The organism is Streptomyces sp. NBC_00503, from assembly GCF_036346895.1.
Classification (GTDB): domain Bacteria; phylum Actinomycetota; class Actinomycetes; order Streptomycetales; family Streptomycetaceae; genus Streptomyces.
On sequence record NZ_CP107855.1, the window covers coordinates 6,275,516 to 6,292,622 of the forward strand.

Here is a 17,107-nt window from a genome sequence, read left to right on the forward strand (position 1 = left end):
AAACCTACTGGGACACCAGGGGTTTCGCGTCGCGCGCCAGTGCGGTGAGCCGTGAGATGGCCCGGAAGTACTTCTTGCGGTAGCCGCCGTTCAGCATTTCTTCACTGAAGAGCTTGTCGAAGGGGGAACCGGACGCCAGCACCGGTATCTCCCGGTCGTACAGGCGGTCGGCGAGGACCACGAGGCGCAGCGCCGTCGACTGGTCGGGCACCGGGCCGACGTCGGTGAGGCAGACGGCCGTGATCCCGTCGGTCAGGGCCCCGTAGCGGCTGGGGTGCACCCGCGCGAGGTGGTCGAGGAGCCCGGGGAAATCGTCGAGGCTGGCGCCCTCGGTGGCGTACGCGGCCTTGGCCACCTGCTCGTCGGAGAACGGCGACGGGGCTTCGGGCAGGCCCCGGTGGCGGTAGTCCTGGCCGTCGATGCGCAGCGGCCGGAAGTGCGCGGAGAGGCCCTGGATCTCCCGGAGGAAATCGGCGGCGGCGAAGCGGCCCTCGCCGAGTTTGCCGGGCAGGGTGTTGGAGGTGGCGGCGAGCGCCACGCCCTGCTCGACCAGGCGGCTGAGCAGGGAGGAGACGAGGACGGTGTCGCCCGGGTCGTCGAGCTCGAACTCGTCGATGCACAGGAGGCGGTGGCCGCCGAGGGTCTGCACGGTCTGCTGGAAGCCGAGCGCGCCGACGAGGTTGGTCAGCTCCACGAAGGTCCCGAAGGCCTTGAGCGCGGGCTCGGCCGGGGTGGCGTGCCAGAGGGAGGCAAGCAGGTGGGTCTTGCCGACGCCGTAGCCGCCGTCGAGGTAGACCCCGCGCGGGGCGCTGACGGCGGCGGGCTTCTTCGAGAACCAGCGGCGCTTCCCGGAGCCCGTGGCGTGGGCTCCGCCGAGCCCTGCGGCGAAGCCGGCGAGGACCGTGACGGCCTCGGACTGGCTCGGCTGGGCCGGATCCGGGTTGTAGGTGTCGAAGCGCACCGAGTCGAAACGCGGGGGCGGCACCATCTCGGCCACCAGCCGTTCGGCGGGCACCCGGGGCTCGCGGGCGCACAGGGCCTGCGGGCCGACGTCGGCTATCGGAGGCCGCCCGGAGGCCGGTGCTGAGGGCGAGAGTGATGTTGACACAGCTCTTAACTCTACGGGGCGTGGCACACTGCACCGATGCGACGCCTGTTCCCTGTGACCGATCAGACATCAGCAGACCAGACCGACCGGGAGTGGTCGCTGGACGAGCTCGCCGAGGCCTACGCGTATCCCGAAACGGGCCCGGACGGCCACTGGCTGCGGGCCAACATGGTGTCCAGCCTGGACGGCGCGGCCCAGCACGAGGGGCGCTCGCAGCCGATCTCCGGCGAGACCGACATGCGGATCTTCGGCACCCTGCGGGCGCTGGCGGATGTGGTGGTCGTCGGCGCGGAAACGGTTCGCCAGGAGGGCTACCGCCCCGCACGGGCCCGGGAGGCCTTCGCCGCCCGTCGCGCGGCCGCAGGTCAGGGCCCTGCCGCCGTCATCGCCGTGATCACCGCCAGCCTGGACCTGGACTTCTCGCTGCCCCTGTTCACCTCCCCGCTCGTGCCCACGCTGGTGGTCACCGGGGCCGCCGCGCCCGCGGACCGGGTGGCCGAGGCCGCCGCGGCCGGGGCCGAGGTGGTGGTGGCCGGAGACGGCACCGGGGTGGACCCGGGCCGGGTGGTACGGGAGCTCGCGGACCGGGGGCTGCGCCGCCAGCTCACCGAGGGCGGACCGCGGCTGCTGGGCCAGTTCGTGGCCGCCGACGCGCTGGACGAGCTGTGCCTGACGATCGCGCCGGTGCTCACGGCCGGTGACGCCCAGCGGATCTCCGGCGGGCCTTCGGTCACGGTTCCGCACCGGCTCGCGCCGGCCTGCGTACTGGAAGAGGCCGGGTTTCTCTTCACGCGTTACCGTCGGATCTGACCGGGTAGCGGAATTTGTCGTTCCGCTTAGCTTCCGCTGGGCACATAAGTGGGCAGGTATACCCGCGCAGGGCCCCGTGCGACAGCGGGGCAGGATGGTTTCCGCAGGGGCCGGCCGACCGGCCTCCGCACACGAAGGAGAGGGCGTCCGTGTTCACGAGCGTATTGATGATCGAGCAGCCGCTGACCCCGGTCGACGTGGACTTCGTCACCACCCTCCACGGAGACGAAGCGGTCTCCTTTGTCGTCCTCATGCAACCCCGCGGCGACCGGGACCGGCTGCTGCGCGCCATCGACGACGTAGCGCTCGGTGAGCTCACCGAGGCCATCCACGAAGGCGCCGAACCCGAGGGCGACGCCGCCCGCGGACCGGCGGAACAAGCCCTGGAGATCTCCCTGGCGTCCCTGCGCAAGAAGGGCGCCAAGGCCGTCGGACAGATCATCGAGGACCACCCGCTCGACAAGCTCCAGGCCGTCGTGGACGAGACCGGCGCCGACGAGGTGATCGTCCTGACCGCCCCGCACTACGTGGAGGAGTTCTTCCACCGCGACTGGGCCTCGCGGGCGCGGCACAAGGTCGGCGTTCCGGTGCTCAAGCTCTTCGCCCACAGCGAATAGGGTGGAGGCGGCCGGATCCTCGCGTCCGGCCGTCCGCACGCACTCGATCCTGGAGCTACCTGAATGAAGCCCGGCCTGCCGACCGCCATGGAACGGCCCCACTTCATCGGCATCGGCGGGGCCGGCATGTCCGGCATCGCGAAGATCCTCGCGCAGCGCGGCGCGAAGGTGGCCGGCAGCGACTCCCGTGACTCCGAGACCGCCCGGGCCCTGCGCGCCCACGGCGTCACGGTCCACATCGGGCACGCCGCCGGCCACCTCGCCGACGACGCCAGCTGCGTGGTCGTCTCCAGCGCCATCCGCGCCGACAACCCGGAGCTGGCCCGCGCCGCCGAACTGGGCATCCCCGTCGTGCACCGCTCCGACGCCCTGGCCGGCCTGATGGACGGCCTGCGCTCGATCGCCGTCGCCGGCACCCACGGCAAGACCACCACCACCTCCATGCTGGCGGTGTCCCTGTCGGCCCTGGGCCTGAACCCCTCGTACGCCATCGGCGGCGACCTGGACGCCCCGGGCTCCAACGCCCACCACGGCGAGGGCGACATCTTCGTCGCCGAGGCGGACGAGAGCGACCGCAGCTTCCACAAGTACGCCCCGCAGGTCGCGATCATCCTCAACGCGGAACTCGACCACCACGCGAACTACGCGTCGATGGAAGAGATCTACGAGTCCTTCGAGACCTTCGTCGGCCGCATCGCCCCCGGAGGCACCCTCGTCATCGCCGAGGGCCAGGCCGGCGCCGCCGAGATCACCGAGCGGGTCAGCGGCCGGTACGACATCGAGATCGTCACCTACGGCGAGGGCGAGAGCGCCGACGTCCGCATCCTCAAAATCACCCCGCGCGGCCTCACCAGCGACGTCACCGTGGCCCTGCCCAGCGGCAAGATGCTGACCTTCACCGTCTCCGTGCCCGGCCGCCACTACGCGCACAACGCCGTCGCGGCCCTCGCCGCCGGTGTCGCGCTCGGCCTCGCACCGCACAACCTGGCCTCCGCCCTCGGCAAGTACACCGGGGTCAAGCGCCGCCTCCAGCTCAAGGGCGAGGAAGCCGGCGTACAGGTCATCGACTCCTACGCGCACCACCCCACCGAGATGACCGCCGACCTGGAGGCCATCCGCGGCGCCGCCGGCGACTCCCGCATCCTGGTCGTCTTCCAGCCCCACCTCTTCTCGCGCACCCAGGAACTCGGCAAGGAGATGGGCCAGGCCCTGGCCCTCGCCGACGCCTCGGTCGTCCTCGACATCTACCCGGCCCGCGAGGACCCGATCCCCGGGATCACCAGCGAGATCATCATCGACGCCGCCCGCGCCGCCGGGGCCGACGTCACCCCCGAGCACTCCAAGGAAGCCGTCGCCGACGTCATCGCGGGAATGGCCAAGCCCGGAGATCTCGTTCTCACCATGGGTGCGGGCGACGTCACGGACCTGGGGCCGGTCATCCTTGCCCGGCTGTCGAACTGACGGTTCCGGTAAGAGCGGGAAGCAGGAGAGTGGTCATGTCGTACGAGGTAGAGAAGACGGACGAGCAGTGGCAGGCGGAGCTGACCCCGTCCGAGTACCAGGTGCTGCGCCTCGCCGGCACCGAACCCGCCTTCCGCGGTGAGTACACGGACACCAAGACGGAGGGCGTCTACTCCTGTCGCGGCTGCGGCTCCGAGCTGTTCCGCTCCACGGAGAAGTTCGAGTCGCACTGCGGCTGGCCCTCCTTCTTCGACCCCAAGGACTCCGAAGCGGTCGAACTGAAGGCGGACACCGCACACGGCATGATCCGCACCGAGGTCCTCTGCGCGAAGTGCGGCTCCCACCTCGGCCACGTCTTCGAGGGCGAGGGCTACCCCACCCCCACGGACCAGCGCTACTGCATCAACTCCATCTCCCTGCGGCTCACCCCGGCCGAGGGCTGAGCGAGGCCGGCTTCCGGACCCCCACGGGCCCGGAAGCCGGTCCGATCGGCTCAGCGGATCCGGGCGGCCAGTTCGGCGAGCCAGGCGCCGGGACCGTGGGGCGCGGGAGGATCGACTTCCATCCCCAGTTCCGCCAGGGCGACGGCGTAGTCCGACTCGTCCAGCGGCAGTGACAGCAGATCGTGCAGTTCGCCGTCGAGCTGGGCGATCAGGCCCGGATCGGTGCTGTCGAGGTAGTCCCGCAGCGCCGCGTCGTGGTCCTCGAACTCGTCTGGCATGTCCTGGGAGAACCAGCCTCCGAGCAACTGCCCGAGTTCGGGGAAGCGGGCGTGCCACTCCCAGTGCGTCCGGGGGGTCGCGGGCGGCGGAGCCGTGCCCGTCTCCACGCTCTCCTTGAGCCGGTCCGCCAGGCGCAGCAGCCAGTCCTGGATCTCCGTGTCGGGCAGCCCGACGTCAGGCACCGGGTAGAACTCGCCGAGGCGCAGCCGGAGCCGGCCCGGCGGATTCTGCGCGTACTCGCGGAGCTGGTGTTCGGCGACGGCGATGGCCCAGGGGCGCGTTCGCCAGCAGTGCCGGAGGTAGGCGGTGAGTGCCTCTTCGTCGTCGGCGGTGCGGCCCAGGTGTGCGTGGATCACCTGGTCGAGTTCGCCGTACTTCCGGTCGTGTTCGAGGGGCTTGAGGGACACGGGGGCAGCCTCTAGAGGTAGATCGGGAAGGTGCGGTGGACGCTGAAGCCGTGCGGGCTCGCGGCATTGCGCCTGAGCACGACGCGGGCGGCCCGTACCTCCACGGCGTCCCGGCCGGCCAGCATCATCGCCTGGAGCAGGACCCGGCCGACGGGCTCGGTGCGGGAGGGCCACGCGGCCTCGATGGTGATCCGCTGCCGGGTGGACTGGGCCAGCCAGCGGTGGATCATTTGTTCGTTGCGGGTGACGACGTGCTGGGTGGCCCACTGGGCGGTTTCCCGGTCGGGATACGTGGCGGCGCGGTTCGCGACGGGCGCCGCACTCTCGGCAGGGGTCATGAGTGCTCTCGCTGCATGTGGTCGTTGATGCTGTCGATGAGCTCACGCAATGCGTCGCGGGTGGCCCAGTAGAGACGCCCCTTGAGGCATTGCTCGCCGGGGAACAGGACGAGGGCCCGCTGCGCCTCCGTGGTGAGGGCGACGGCGCGGTCGGCGCAGTACGGATGCTCGCTGGTCACGAACCTGTGGACGTCGTCCGCGAACGGGAGGTCCCCCTCGTCCATGAGGACGGCATCGAATCCGAAGAGGTGGGGGAAGACCTGGAGGAATTCCCACCCCGCCATCGGCAGCTCGTCGTACTCGGGCGCCGGCTCACGGTCGAGGATCCGTACCATTTCGGCGAGCGTGCGCAGATATTCGGCGGGATCCATTCCGGCGGCGGCCCGCGTCACCTTTTCCCTGAATTCCGGCGGATATGAATCGAGCGTTCCGGACCGTGCGACGGAATCCGCGGTGAACTCCAGTACGCCGGTCGCGATATAGACGGGGCAGTTCCAGTTGGCGGCCCAGTCATTGCCGACCACCCGGATGTAGCGCCGGATCTCGTCGTCCAGGGAGAGCTTCCCGTCCGACTCCTGGACCGAGAGGGCGAGATCGACGAGCCGGAGCGCCGGGCCGCCCGTGAACAGCGACGTAGGGGATGGCTGCACGTGATCCACCTTTCTAGGGTCCGTTGTGCGGCATGGCGGTGAGCACGATGAACGGGGGCACGAGGCCGTCCTTGTAGATGAGCCGCACCTGGACCCAGTTCTTGTCTGTGGCCCGGGCGTTCATGCCGTCCGTATCATAGTCGCCGCGCGAGACGCTGCGCCCCGTGGACTCGTTGGGGAATTCCAGATAGAGCGGGGGCTGGATCTCGGACTTGTTCGGGTCGTAGTTCGGGTTGTTCTGTTTCTTCTTCTCGACGCTCTCGATCCATTTCGAAATGCGGTCGGCATTGTCGATGTCCTCGAGCGTCGACTGGGTGTACCTCTGCGCGGAGGCGAGATCCTTGAACGACGAAGCGGCAGGGGCGCCCGCCTGATCGCGGAGGCGTTGTCTGAGCTGGTCGTCGGTCAGGCCGACGTGCTTGTCGATGGGGTGGCTGTCGTAGAGGCCTTCCTGGTTCGCCAGGTCCATCGGATAGAACATGTTGTCCGGGTCCTGACCCGGGATGGTGAAGCGGTGCTCCGGTTTGAAGTCGTTCAGTGACCGGGCGCCGAACGCCTGGGAGCGGCCCTCCTCCGACTGGAAGGTCGGTGCGCTGCGGTACGCCTCGTCGAGCGCCGGCATCAGCGCGTTGAGCCGGCTCTCCACCCCGCGCAGTTCGCCCTCGTACAGCGACACCGCGCGGTTGATCGCGGCGGTGTCCACCTTGAGCGTGATGTTGATGGCCACCTCCTTGCCGATCCCCAGCAGCTTCTTGCCGATCCTCTTCACGTCGTCGAAGTCGGGCAGTTCCGTCAGCTCGGCCAGAGCGTCCCGGATGGCCTTCTTGTAGATGCGCCACACCTCGTGGCGCATCTTCTCGGCCGACTCGGCGAAGGCGCGCATCGCCTGGCTGACTTCCTGGGTGGTGTCGAAGAGCACGCTCATCACGGGGTGACTGGCGGTGCCCTGGCCGCCGGCGGCGTCGTGCTTCCACTGGTAGCCGGCCGTCGAGGTGCCCCACGCCGTGGTGCCCCAGAGGGAGCTGACGAACTGGCGCATCGCCGACTGCCACTCGCCGTTGTTGGGGTCGGAGATGGATCCGGCCAGTCCGGTGAGGGCGCTGTCGACCTGGGTGACGGCGAAGCCGGGCCTCAGCCAGGCCAGGGCGATCTTGTCGATCTGCAGGTAGTCGGGAAGCGGCAGGATGTCGGCGGCCTTTCCCCACCGGCCGACGTGGTGCAGCAGCCCGCGCACGATGTCCAACGCCCAGTCGGGAACCCCCTCCAGCAGCCAGGAGGTGAAACCGGTGCTGTAGTCGTCCATGTCGCCCCAGCGCAGATCGGTGATCTGCTGGTACTTCGGGGGTGTGTCGATGACCTTGGGGACGGGGAACTGGACGGGGGGAGCAGTACCGGACGGATGGCTCGCGGCCTCCGCCCTGGCGTAGTTGTTCGCCGTCGTGACGAATCCGACCGCGACGCCCCCCACGCTGGCGACGCTCCTGGCCCACACTTCGAGGAAACGATTCCCTACCTTCACGTACGCGGCGGACACGCTCTGCGCGGCGCTCCCGTACCCGCCGCAGTCCATGTACTCCACGAGGTCGTAGAGGAAGTCGTTCGCCCCCGTGTGCAGCATGTTCTGCTGCAGGGCCACGTTCCCGGCGACACCGTTCAGCTGGGAGGGAGTGACATCGAACCCGCCCTGGGCGGGTGCCGTGGGTCCGGCCATCAGCCCGCCCCCCATCCACGCAGCACGGCCCGATGGGCGGCGGCGTAGTTGGCGTGGCCCGTCGTCACGACCTCGTGCAGCCACTTCTGGGCGGCTTCCAGATCCTGCATCTGGCGGTCCCAGCGGTCGAGTTCGTCGATGAACGCGTCACGCGCCTCGCCCTCCCAGCTCAGCACCACCTTCTCGGTGCGCGCGTACAGCGTTTCGAGCCGCTCGTTCAACTGGCGGAGGATGTCCTCCAACTCCCCGGCCAGTCCCTGGAGCGTGGCGAAGCTGACTCCTATGTGGTCACCGGACATGCAGAGCCCCCACCTTTCGTCCGGAGTGCGTGTGTGTGCGCGTATGCGTGCGTCAGATGTCCATGAGGGCGCTGCGCGGCGGCGCCGGGGCCGTGCCCTCGGAGAGCCGGTCCACTTCGCGCGCGACGTCGACCGAACCGTGCACCTTGCGAAACGCCTGGAGCACGTCCAGCTCCTGCTGGGTGAACCCGTCGCGGCCCATCCGTACGGCCTCCTCGAGGACGACGAGGATCTCCCGGATGCGTACGGCGTCCTCGGCGGCGCCCCGGTGCAGAGCCCGGTAGGCCTTGGCAGTCTCGCCCTTCCAGCCTGCCTCGATCCGGTCGACGATCGCGTCCATGCGCCGGACCTGACCGTCGAGGTGCCGCTGCATCGCATCCATGTCGTCGGCGAGCTTGGTCAGGTCGCTCTCGGACGCGTTCAGATCTGCATCGCTTGCCACGGCCCCCGCCCTTCATCGCTCGCACCACCCTAACAACAGGGCTTCCAGGAGCGTTGGTCGGCCTGGACGGGCACGTCGGGGCGGGTATCACCATGACCGGCGAGGGAGCGCTCGCGGGCCCGGTCTTCCCGCCACGGTGTCGAGGGGGTCGCGGTTGGGTTCCGATCAGGTCTCTCGCCTGCGATAACTCCGCCGTCAATAGCATGCTTTGGCCACGGAAGACAGCTATCCGTTTCCTCGATGTGGCTGGTTATGATCGGCACCCGCCGTCCCCCGCCGTCCCCTGCTCCCGAGGACCGATGTCTCCCATGGAACCCGAAGGCGTGCAAGGGCAGTCGACGACCCGTCGGCGGCGCACCGTGCGCCTGCGCACCCTGCTCATCTGGCTGGCGGTGCTCCCCACCGTGGCGATGGGCACCCAAGTGGCGGTGACCGCAGGGCGGTTGATCGAGCAGTCGGAGCAGCTGCGGGCCGATGTCGCGGTCTCCGAGCGGGTCGGCGCACCGCTGTACACGCTCATGGTCGACATACAGGCCGAGCGGACGGTGACCGCCTCGCTGTGGGCGGGCGCCGCCGGGGCCGAGGAGGAGCTGAGCAACCGGCGGGAGGCCACGGACCGGGCCACGGCCGCGTTCCGCGGTCTGGCGGCCGATCCGAACGCGTCCTTCGGGGAAGTGAACCGGCGGCTCGAGGGCCTGGCCGCGTACCGCCAGCGCGCGGACGCCCACACCGGCGGCGCCGACGGCACGCTCGCCTACTACACCGGGGCCATCGGCGCGGTCATCCAGGCGTACCAGCAGGAGTTCAACCACGCGGAGGACGCCGAACTCGGCAGGGACAGCCGGTCCGTGGTGTCCATGCTCTCGGCCACCGAGATGGTGGCGCGCGAGGACACGATCCTGGCCCTGGCCGGGCCGTCCAGGGAACTGAACTCCGCCGGCTTCGACCAGTTCATCAGCGCCCTGGGAGCCCATCGGTACCTGTACGAGACATGGGTCGTGCCGACTCTGCCCGAGGAGGACCGGCGGTTCTACGAGCGGATCACCGCCACCCAGGACTGGCAGACGAAGATCCGCATCGAGAACGCGATCGTCTCGAAGCACACGGACATCGCATCCGGCATCAGGCTGCCCGCCGAGGTCGACGGCTGGCGGTCGGCGCACGAGAACTTCTCGGTGCAGATGGCCACGCTCAACGTCGACCGGGCGCGGAAGGTCCTCACGCGCGGCGAGGACAAGGCCGCGGAGCTGGAGACCGAGGTCGCCTGGCTGATCGGGGGGAGCGGTGGCGGACTCCTGGTCGTCGTAGTCGTGGTCGTGTTCACCACGCGATCGGTGCTCCGCCGCCTGCACGACCTGCACGAGCGCACGGTGACCGTCGCCGAGGAAACCCTCCCCGACGTCGTCGCCCGGCTCCAGCGCGGGCAGTCCATCGACGTCGGGGTCCTGCCGGAGGTGCGCGGCGACCGGGACGAGGTCGGACGCATCAGCGACGCGTTCGCCCGCGCCGTCGCCGTATCCGTCGACGGGCACCGCCAGCTCGCGGCCGAGCGCCACGGGTTCGGACTGTTCGCCACGGGCATCGCCTCGCGCACCGGGAACCTGGTCAGCCGCCAGCTGAGCCTCACGGAAGACCTCCAGGACGCCTTCGGCCACGACGAAGAGCTGCTCGCCCAGTTGATGCGGGCCGACCAATTGACTGTGGGCATGCGACGCCAGATCGAAAACCTCCTCATCCTGGCGGGTGGCGAGGTCCCCGACCCGCACAGCGAGCCCATGCGTATCGCCGACCTGCTGCGCGAAGCCGCCGCGGAGGTCGAGGACTTCCGGCGCATCGAGCGGCAGGCCCTGGACGAGACCAGCGTGGAACCGCGCGTGATCAGCCAGATCAGCCACCTGCTCGCGGAGCTGCTGGACAACGCCACCCGGTTCTCCCCGCCGCGGTCGAAGGTGGTCATCCGCGCCGAAATGGTCGCGGACGGGCTGTCGGTCGAGATCGAAGACCGTGGGCCGCGGGTGACCCCCGAGCGGTACGAGGAGATGAACGGCCGCCTGCACGAGGCCCCGCCGTACTCCGTTCTGGCGCAGAACGCGCACAGGCTCGGGCTCTTCGTGGTCGGTCACCTCGCCGACCAGCTCCGGGCGACGGTCACCCTGCGCCGCTCGGTGTACGGAGGGACCGCCGCCGTGGTGATCCTCCCCAGGGAGCTGCTGGTGGCGACTGAAGGGGAACCACCGCGCGAGCCGACGGCAGAGCCCGCGGCCCCGGCGCCGTCGGCCGCCGCCCCGGCGCCGCGCCTTCCCGAGGAGCGCAAGGCCGAGCTGGTCCTGCACACCGGCGCCGGGCTGCCGAGCCGCCGTACGACGGTGCCCGCGCCTGTACCCGAGTCCGCGGTCCGCCCGGCCCCGGCGGCCGGCCCCACGCGGCCGGCCCTCCCCGAGCGCGTCCCGCAGACCCACATCGCCGAGCGGCTACGCGCGCCCAGCGCACCGGAAACAGCCGTCCGGCAGGACACGGCGACCCCCGAAGAGGTGGCCGACGCCTGGGCGGACTACGAACACGGGACCCAGACAGTGGATGAAGAGCTCCGACGGGATCAGCCATGACTACCTCATCGCACACTGCGACATCCAACGACGTGATCTACAGCGTCCTCGACAACAACCTGAGCAGGATCGCCGGCATCCAGGGAGCCGTGCTGCTGTCCAACGACGGCATCAAGCTCAGCGCCTACCTGCTGGACCAGCCCCAGGCCGAGCGTATGGCGGCCGCGGCCTCCGGTATCGCGGCCACTATGAAGGCGATATCCCGGGAGGTCGACGGCGGCCGCGTCATCCGCCAGTTGGTCGAGATGGACGACAGGTACCTCTGCATCGTCGGGTGCGGTGAGGGCAGTACGCTCATCGTGGTGACCTCCCGCAAGGCGCGGCTCGGGGAATTGGGCGGCGAGGCCGTACGGACCGCCCAGGCGCTCGGCGAGTGGCTGGGAACCCCGGAGCGCGCCCAGGTGCCGACCGCGTAATGCCGCAGGACGAGCCCCAGCCCGCAAGGCGCCGCCGGACGCGGCTGTACGCCCTGACCGACGGACGTACGGCCGCTACGCACACCGTCCTCACCATGGACACGACGATCACGGCGGCGGTGGCCGGGGACGCCCACGCCGGTCTGCCCACTGAGTGGCAGGAGATCCTCGCCATGTGCGCGGGGCCGGGCGGTCGGGCGGTCGCCGAGGTAGCGGCGCGGATGCACATCCGCCTCACCCCGATGACGCTGCTTCTCGGCGAACTCGCCGACCGCGGGCTGATCCACATCCGGCCGCCCCTGGCGGTCGGCGAGACCACCAACGTCCACCTGCTCATGAAAATCAGGGACAACCTTGCCCGGATATGACACGCCCGCCCCTCAGCAATCGGCCCCGGTCAAGGTCCTCATCGCCGGTGGATTCGGAGTCGGCAAGACGACCCTGGTGGAGAGCATCTCCGAGATCGAGCCGCTGCGTACGGAGGAGCGGCTGACGTCCGCGGGTGTCGGCGTCGACGACCTCGACGGCATCGAGTCCAAGACGGCCACCACCGTGGCCATGGACTTCGGCCGGATCACCCTCACCGACGCCGGAGTCGTCCTCTACCTGTTCGGCACACCGGGCCAGGAACGTTTCTGGTTCATGTGGGACGACCTGCTGAACGGAGCACTCGGGGCGGTCGTGTTGGTTGACACGCGAAGCCTCGACCGCAGCTTCCCGGCCGTCGACTTCTTCGAGAGCCGTGGACTGCCGTTCGTGGTCGGCGCGAACTGCTTCCACGGCGAGCAGCCGTACACCGCGCAGGAGATTGCGGCGGCCCTGCACCTGCGCGATCCGAACACCCCCGTGCTCATGCTCGACGCCCGCTCCCGCCAGGACGTCCGCGCCTGCCTGCTCTCGCTCCTCGACCGGGTCATCGCCAACGCGGGGGCCGCGGCGGCCGTCTGAGGCGGCCGGGCCGGCTGAACGGCCAGGGCGGTGGGAAGCCACCGTAAGCGACGGACGGCCGCCCTGTGTGACGAACGGGGTGGCATTCGGCTTTCGCTGGCCCATCAGGGGATCTCCGTTCGAGCCAGAAGCCCCGGTGCGTCCGCGGTTCGCGGCCACCGGTGGCGACGGCCAGCTCGAGCTCGGCTACGTGCTCCCGGAGACGGGACAGCTGGCCTTCCTCGGGCCGCCGATGATCGAGGCGAGGCCTACCGCGCAGATCGCGATGATGACGCCGAACTGGATGCCGTCCACCAGAGCCTGCAGGGCCGTTCGCTGGTCGCGCACGGTCGGTCCGGTGGGTGGTGCGTATTCCGGCTCCGGGACCGGGCCCCCTTCCGTAGGGTGAGGCGACAACCATCTCGGGGGAGGAGGCGGGACATGCCAGCTCGCCAGTTACCGGCACTGGCGCAGTACCGGCAGGACGCGGTGACACGCCTGCTGTGCGCGGGAGCGCATCTTGACGAGGGATACGCCCGCGAGGTGGAGATTGAGCTCACCGAGGACCGGCTGAAGGCCACGGGGCTCACCCTCGGCATCGACCTGATCGCGCTGTCCCGCCACGCGCGGGCCGCCACCCGGCGCATCGACGCCCGGGACCGGCGCCTCGCCTGGCTCTGCGCGCTCGGCGTGTGGGCCGCGGTACCGGCCGCGCTCTACGGGCTGGCCGCCGGTCCGGCCGACCTGGCCTACGGGGCCTTCGCGGCGATGGCCGCCGCGTACGGGGCGGCCTGGTGGCTGGTCCACCGGGCGGAGAGCGAGGCCCGGGCGGCGGCCCTGGCCGTCGAGCACGGCGCGGACCGGCCGATGGACCTGGCCCCGGGCGTCGGCCCGGAGGTGGAGAACCGGCTGCTGGAGCAGAAGCGGGCCAACGTGGTCCCGTATGCCGCACGGGCCGAGCGCACCAACCCCTTCGTCGGCAGCGGCGAGAAGATCAAGGAGATGGTCTGGCAGCCCATCGACGTCAGCCGGCCCGCCGACGATCCGGCGGGCGGCGGGAAGCTGACCATCAGACCCTTCGACGCCGTCGACCTGCACACCTTCATCGCCCGCGAGATGGAGCACATCGCTGGCCTGAAGGGCCTGCGGGCCCGCAACCGGCTGTACGTGATAGGCGACCACGTCACCTACGTCGGCCCCGACCTGCTGCCCGACCGGCTCCGCCGGCCGCGCGCCCAGATCCCCAAGCAGCTCGTGCAGGCCGGCCTGGTCCAGCCCGGAGCCGGGATGCGGACCTACCTCAGCCTTGAGCGGGCCGGTGAGGGAGGCCGCGTCATCGTCTCCATGCACCTGCGGGCCCGGCTCCAGCACCCCAGCCTCACCTGGGAGGTGGCGGCCTACGGGATCCCCCCGCTCCAGGCGCGCTTCTACCGCGTGCACCGCCTGCCGGTGGGCGGCTTCGAGCGCTGGTGGGACCTGTTCCGCTTCGCCACAGGCTCAGCCCTGCCCCTGCTGCTCGGCGCCGCCTCCCGGCTCTCGCGCCGGGGCTCCGAACGGCGCAGGCGCGCCCGCGACCTGGAGAAGCTGCGGCGCGAGATCGACCGCAAGCACCTGGCGTACGACTACGGAGCCGTGGACAGCATCCGCGAACGGGTCGCAGACTGGGAGCAGTTGGGCTTCTCCGAGCGCACCGATTCGCAGGACTTCCTGCAGCGGCTCCAGCAGGGCGTGCTGATCGCGACCGAGCGGTTCCTCCAGGACCACAACGTCGACACGGCCTCCTACGACCAGGCGCAGCAGGTCATCAACACCACCACGTACAACTTCCAGGGCGATATCCACGGCCCCGGCAACTACGGCGCCGGCGGCACCATCAACCAGCCGGGGTCCGGGGGGCAGCCGGGCGGCCAGGGCGGCGGCGCGGGCCGGCCCTGATCCCTACGAAACCAAGGAGGAGACCCGCATGGGCACCTACAACTTCCACGGCGACATCACCGGCCCCGGCAACTATGGGGACAACGGCACCATCAACATCGGACAGCAGGACACCGCGGCGCAGACCCTGCGCCTCGCCGCCGAACTCGCCCAGTGGCTGCGCTCCGCAGGCGCCGACCAGGCACAGCTCGACGCGGCACAGACCCTGCACGGCGAGCTGGACCGGGCCGGACGGGAGCAGCGTGCCGCCGAACCGGGGGTGGTCCGGCGGGCGCTGGAGACCATCACCCTCGGCCTCGGCGCGGGCAGCACCGGGCTCGCCCTCGCCCAGGAGCTCACCCGGCTGCTGGGCTGACCCCGGCGGGCGCGGTCCGCCGGGGCCGGGTCACTTGGCCCGTACGACGGCCCGCGCATCGCCGAAGTCCAGCTCCAGTCCCGAGCGCAGCGGCACGGTCTGCCCCGGGGCGATCTCCTGCGTGCTGCCGTCCGCCCGGGTGCCCGTCCACGACGACCCGGAGCGGTTCGCCAGCCCGAACTTCCCCGGCCGCTGCGGATGTTCGGTCAGCAGTGCCACCAGCGTGGCGTCGCCGTAGTCATGCCGGGCCGGCTCCGGAGCCAGGTGGTGCGCCTGCACCCGCGAGGTCCGGTGCAGCAGGATGTGGTGCTCGGTGTGCGGCGGGGGAGTGGTCAGCACAAGCCGGGGCGGCAGCACCAGCGTGCTGCGGCAGCTCCAGCAGGCGACCGGCGTGGTGGACAGCGGCTCGGTCATGTTCTGCTTCCCGCAGTGCGCGCAGTCCACCACCGCGTCGAGGACCGCCCGCAGGGTGTCCCGCCACTGTGATTCGCGCACCCGGGCCGCCGGATCGTGCAGGCCCGTCGTGAAGTTCTTGATGAACAGCTCACGCAGGGACGGCGGTGCCACCGCCCATGTGGCCAGCACCGTCGGATGCTCGACCGGGTCGGGCGCGTTGGAGCGGTCCAGCGGGTCGAAGACGAACAGCGGCTGCTTCCCGTAGAGCTTGCGCTCGGCGGCCTCGTCCAGGCAGCGGATCTCCAGTTCCCGCTTCCCCTTCAGCGGGTGATGGTTCATCAGCAGCATGAACAGCAGCACGGACAGGGAGTGCAGATCGCTCTGCGTGCCGGGGGAGACGCCGGGCTCACCCCGCACCAGCTCGGGCGCCATGAACTCCATGGTCCCGGAGATGCCGGTGCTGTCGCCCTCCACCACCGCGTTGTCGTTGTCGCAGACCAGCACTTCGCCGGTGGCCGGGTCGAAGAAGATGTTTCCCCAGGAGATGTCCCGGTAGGCGATCCCGCGCGAGTGCAGCGCCTGGTACGCCTCGACGGTGTAGAGGCAGGCCTTGAGCAGCGCGCGGATGGAGGTCTGCAACTGGCGGCGGAAGAGCATCGGCAGGCCCTTGAACCGGTCCGGCCGGATGTCCATCACATAGCCGAAACCGCCCCGGTGGTCGGACACGAAATCCCGCGGCCACAGGAAACGGTCGTCGTCGAGGCCGCGGTCCACCAGCTGGCGGACGATGTCCTCCTGCGCGGGCGTCGCGCAGATCGGGTAGTACCACTTGAGGGCCTGGTCCCCGGCCGGGGTCCGGACCCGGTAGACCTCCCCCTGGCCGCCCGCGCCGAGCAGGTCGCAGACCTCCACGCTCATACCGCTGTCGGCCGTCAGTCTGGTACCGCTGTCGAGCATGCCGCTCATTCGTCACTCCTGTACGGGTCTCGCAGGTCTTCCATGTCTACGGGGACTGCCGGGACCGGCGGGGCTGCCGGTGAGGTCATCTCGGCGGTGGCCTCCGGGTCGTGCGGGTCCCGAGGGTCCTCCGTGGTGTGCCAGGCCGCCACCAGGGTGGTGTCGTCCCCCGAGTGCTGCGAGGCCTTGCCCAGCCACTGCGGCAGGGCGGCCCGGACGCGCTCCGTGCCCTCCGCCGACAGCCGTTCGTCCAGCCCGGTCATGAACTGCCGGAACCCCATGTCGGAGGCGAAGCTCTTCGACAGCCCGTCGGTGGAGAGGGCGACCAGCCGGGGCGCCCGGGAGGGGGCCGTCACCGGCGCCCAGTGCGTCCGCACCCGCAGCCAGGCCTCTGGGGTGCACAGAGACTCCGTCTCGTCACCCAGATCGGCCTCCTGCGGCGCGAGCGGTACGGCTACCCCGTCGTCGCCCACGATGGTCAGCTCACCGTCGCCGAGCTGCCAGGCCGCGAAGACCCGGGGAGTCAGCACGGCACCGACGAACGTGCTCCCGTACAGGAGCAGCTTCTCCTCGTCGCGCACCGGCGGCTCTCCGTGCGAGCTGGCGCGCTCCCAGTTGCCGAGCACCCGGTCCCGCCAGGCGCTGACGAGCTGGCGCGGGAAGGCGTACTCCGCGTAGCGCATCAGCCAGGCCAGGCTCGGCGGCCGCTCCTCGCCCCGGGGCTGGGCGAGCGCGGCGAACAGCCGGGCCTCCTGGACGAAGAGGTCCACGGCGAACCGGGAGCCCAGATGGCTGCGCGCGTGCACCGCCGAGCCGTGGCCGTCGGCCACCGCCATGATCAGTGGGGATCCCGCGGTGCCGAGCCCCTCCACCTCGTAATGGTCCTGGTTGCGTGTCTTGTTCACGCCCTGGACGCTGCCGTGCAGCGTGTCCCAGCGCGGTCGTGCGGG

The 17,107-nt window shown here is 70.5% G+C and carries 20 protein-coding genes; 10 read left to right on the forward strand and 10 right to left on the reverse strand.

The features are described 5' to 3' along the window. Positions 1–4 precede the first annotated feature (4 nt). Positions 5–1,060: a cell division protein ZapE gene (zapE, locus tag OG490_RS28830; RefSeq protein ID WP_443065987.1), complete on the reverse strand. Its 1,056-nt coding sequence runs from the start codon at positions 1,058–1,060 to the stop codon at positions 5–7. Between the two features lie 84 nt (positions 1,061–1,144). Between zapE and OG490_RS28835 the strand changes: the two genes are divergently transcribed. From OG490_RS28835 to msrB, 4 genes are all read left to right on the forward strand, one after another. Next, on the forward strand, positions 1,145–1,918 hold the full coding sequence (locus tag OG490_RS28835) for a pyrimidine reductase family protein (RefSeq protein WP_330299181.1): 774 nt from the start codon (positions 1,145–1,147) through the stop codon (positions 1,916–1,918). 149 nt (positions 1,919–2,067) lie between these two features. After that, positions 2,068–2,535, forward strand: a complete 468-nt coding sequence (locus OG490_RS28840) for an indole-3-glycerol phosphate synthase (protein ID WP_330299182.1) — start codon at positions 2,068–2,070, stop codon at positions 2,533–2,535. A 63-nt stretch (positions 2,536–2,598) separates the two neighbouring features. Beyond that, positions 2,599–3,996: a UDP-N-acetylmuramate--L-alanine ligase gene (murC, locus tag OG490_RS28845; RefSeq protein ID WP_330299183.1), complete on the forward strand. Its 1,398-nt coding sequence runs from the start codon at positions 2,599–2,601 to the stop codon at positions 3,994–3,996. A 35-nt stretch (positions 3,997–4,031) separates the two neighbouring features. Then, a complete protein-coding gene (gene msrB, locus OG490_RS28850) occupies positions 4,032–4,439 on the forward strand; it encodes a peptide-methionine (R)-S-oxide reductase MsrB (RefSeq protein WP_330299184.1) in 408 nt (135 codons plus the stop codon). 50 nt (positions 4,440–4,489) lie between these two features. Here msrB and OG490_RS28855 read toward each other — a convergent pair whose 3' ends face one another. Genes OG490_RS28855 through OG490_RS28880 form a run of 6 tightly spaced genes read right to left on the reverse strand, consistent with a single transcriptional unit; the run spans position 4,490 to position 8,565 of the window. Continuing rightward, positions 4,490–5,125, reverse strand: coding sequence for a contact-dependent growth inhibition system immunity protein (locus tag OG490_RS28855; RefSeq protein WP_330299185.1), 636 nt, complete (start codon positions 5,123–5,125; stop codon positions 4,490–4,492). 11 nt (positions 5,126–5,136) lie between these two features. Next, positions 5,137–5,463 (reverse strand): RNase A-like domain-containing protein, encoded by a 327-nt coding sequence (locus tag OG490_RS28860; protein ID WP_330299186.1) that lies wholly within the window; start codon positions 5,461–5,463, stop codon positions 5,137–5,139. Then, entirely contained in the window at positions 5,460–6,113 is a 654-nt protein-coding gene (locus tag OG490_RS28865) for a hypothetical protein (RefSeq protein WP_330299187.1), read from the reverse strand. Before OG490_RS28865 ends, OG490_RS28860 begins: the two co-directional genes overlap by 4 nt. Before the next feature lie 13 nt (positions 6,114–6,126). Next, complete coding sequence (locus OG490_RS28870; RefSeq protein ID WP_330299188.1) at positions 6,127–7,824, reverse strand: RNase A-like domain-containing protein; 1,698 nt, start codon at positions 7,822–7,824, stop codon at positions 6,127–6,129. Further along, complete coding sequence (locus tag OG490_RS28875; protein WP_330299189.1) at positions 7,824–8,123, reverse strand: WXG100 family type VII secretion target; 300 nt, start codon at positions 8,121–8,123, stop codon at positions 7,824–7,826. Before OG490_RS28875 ends, OG490_RS28870 begins: the two co-directional genes overlap by 1 nt. 52 nt (positions 8,124–8,175) lie before the next feature. Next, complete coding sequence (locus tag OG490_RS28880) at positions 8,176–8,565, reverse strand: WXG100 family type VII secretion target (protein WP_330299190.1); 390 nt, start codon at positions 8,563–8,565, stop codon at positions 8,176–8,178. Positions 8,566–8,864: 299 nt separating this feature from the next. Here OG490_RS28880 and OG490_RS28885 point away from each other — a divergent pair, with 299 nt between their 5' ends. Genes OG490_RS28885 through OG490_RS28900 form a run of 4 tightly spaced genes read left to right on the forward strand, consistent with a single transcriptional unit; the run spans position 8,865 to position 12,535 of the window. Continuing rightward, positions 8,865–11,171, forward strand: coding sequence for a sensor histidine kinase (locus OG490_RS28885; RefSeq protein WP_330299191.1), 2,307 nt, complete (start codon positions 8,865–8,867; stop codon positions 11,169–11,171). Further along, a complete protein-coding gene (locus tag OG490_RS28890) occupies positions 11,168–11,587 on the forward strand; it encodes a roadblock/LC7 domain-containing protein (RefSeq protein ID WP_330299192.1) in 420 nt (139 codons plus the stop codon). The genes OG490_RS28885 and OG490_RS28890 overlap by 4 nt, the downstream gene beginning before the upstream one ends. Further along, complete coding sequence (locus tag OG490_RS28895; RefSeq protein WP_330299193.1) at positions 11,587–11,955, forward strand: DUF742 domain-containing protein; 369 nt, start codon at positions 11,587–11,589, stop codon at positions 11,953–11,955. The genes OG490_RS28890 and OG490_RS28895 overlap by 1 nt, the downstream gene beginning before the upstream one ends. Further along, entirely contained in the window at positions 11,942–12,535 is a 594-nt protein-coding gene (locus tag OG490_RS28900) for a GTP-binding protein (protein WP_330299194.1), read from the forward strand. The genes OG490_RS28895 and OG490_RS28900 overlap by 14 nt, the downstream gene beginning before the upstream one ends. A 186-nt stretch (positions 12,536–12,721) precedes the next feature. Here the strand turns inward: OG490_RS28900 and OG490_RS28905 are convergent, their stop codons facing one another. Next, positions 12,722–12,862, reverse strand: a complete 141-nt coding sequence (locus tag OG490_RS28905; protein ID WP_330299195.1) for a hypothetical protein — start codon at positions 12,860–12,862, stop codon at positions 12,722–12,724. 93 nt (positions 12,863–12,955) lie between these two features. Here OG490_RS28905 and OG490_RS28910 point away from each other — a divergent pair, with 93 nt between their 5' ends. Together OG490_RS28910 and OG490_RS28915 are read left to right on the forward strand one after the other, a co-directional pair. Further along, entirely contained in the window at positions 12,956–14,449 is a 1,494-nt protein-coding gene (locus tag OG490_RS28910; RefSeq protein WP_330299196.1) for a hypothetical protein, read from the forward strand. Positions 14,450–14,477: 28 nt separating this feature from the next. Continuing rightward, positions 14,478–14,804: a hypothetical protein gene (locus tag OG490_RS28915; protein ID WP_330299197.1), complete on the forward strand. Its 327-nt coding sequence runs from the start codon at positions 14,478–14,480 to the stop codon at positions 14,802–14,804. Positions 14,805–14,834: 30 nt separating this feature from the next. Here OG490_RS28915 and OG490_RS28920 read toward each other — a convergent pair whose 3' ends face one another. Next, positions 14,835–16,166 carry a protein kinase domain-containing protein gene (locus OG490_RS28920; protein WP_330299198.1) on the reverse strand — a complete coding sequence of 444 codons (1,332 nt, stop codon included), beginning with the start codon at positions 16,164–16,166 and terminating at the stop codon, positions 14,835–14,837. Further along, complete coding sequence (locus OG490_RS28925; protein WP_330299199.1) at positions 16,163–17,062, reverse strand: protein phosphatase 2C domain-containing protein; 900 nt, start codon at positions 17,060–17,062, stop codon at positions 16,163–16,165. The genes OG490_RS28920 and OG490_RS28925 overlap by 4 nt, the downstream gene beginning before the upstream one ends. Between the last annotated feature and the right edge of the window lie 45 nt (positions 17,063–17,107).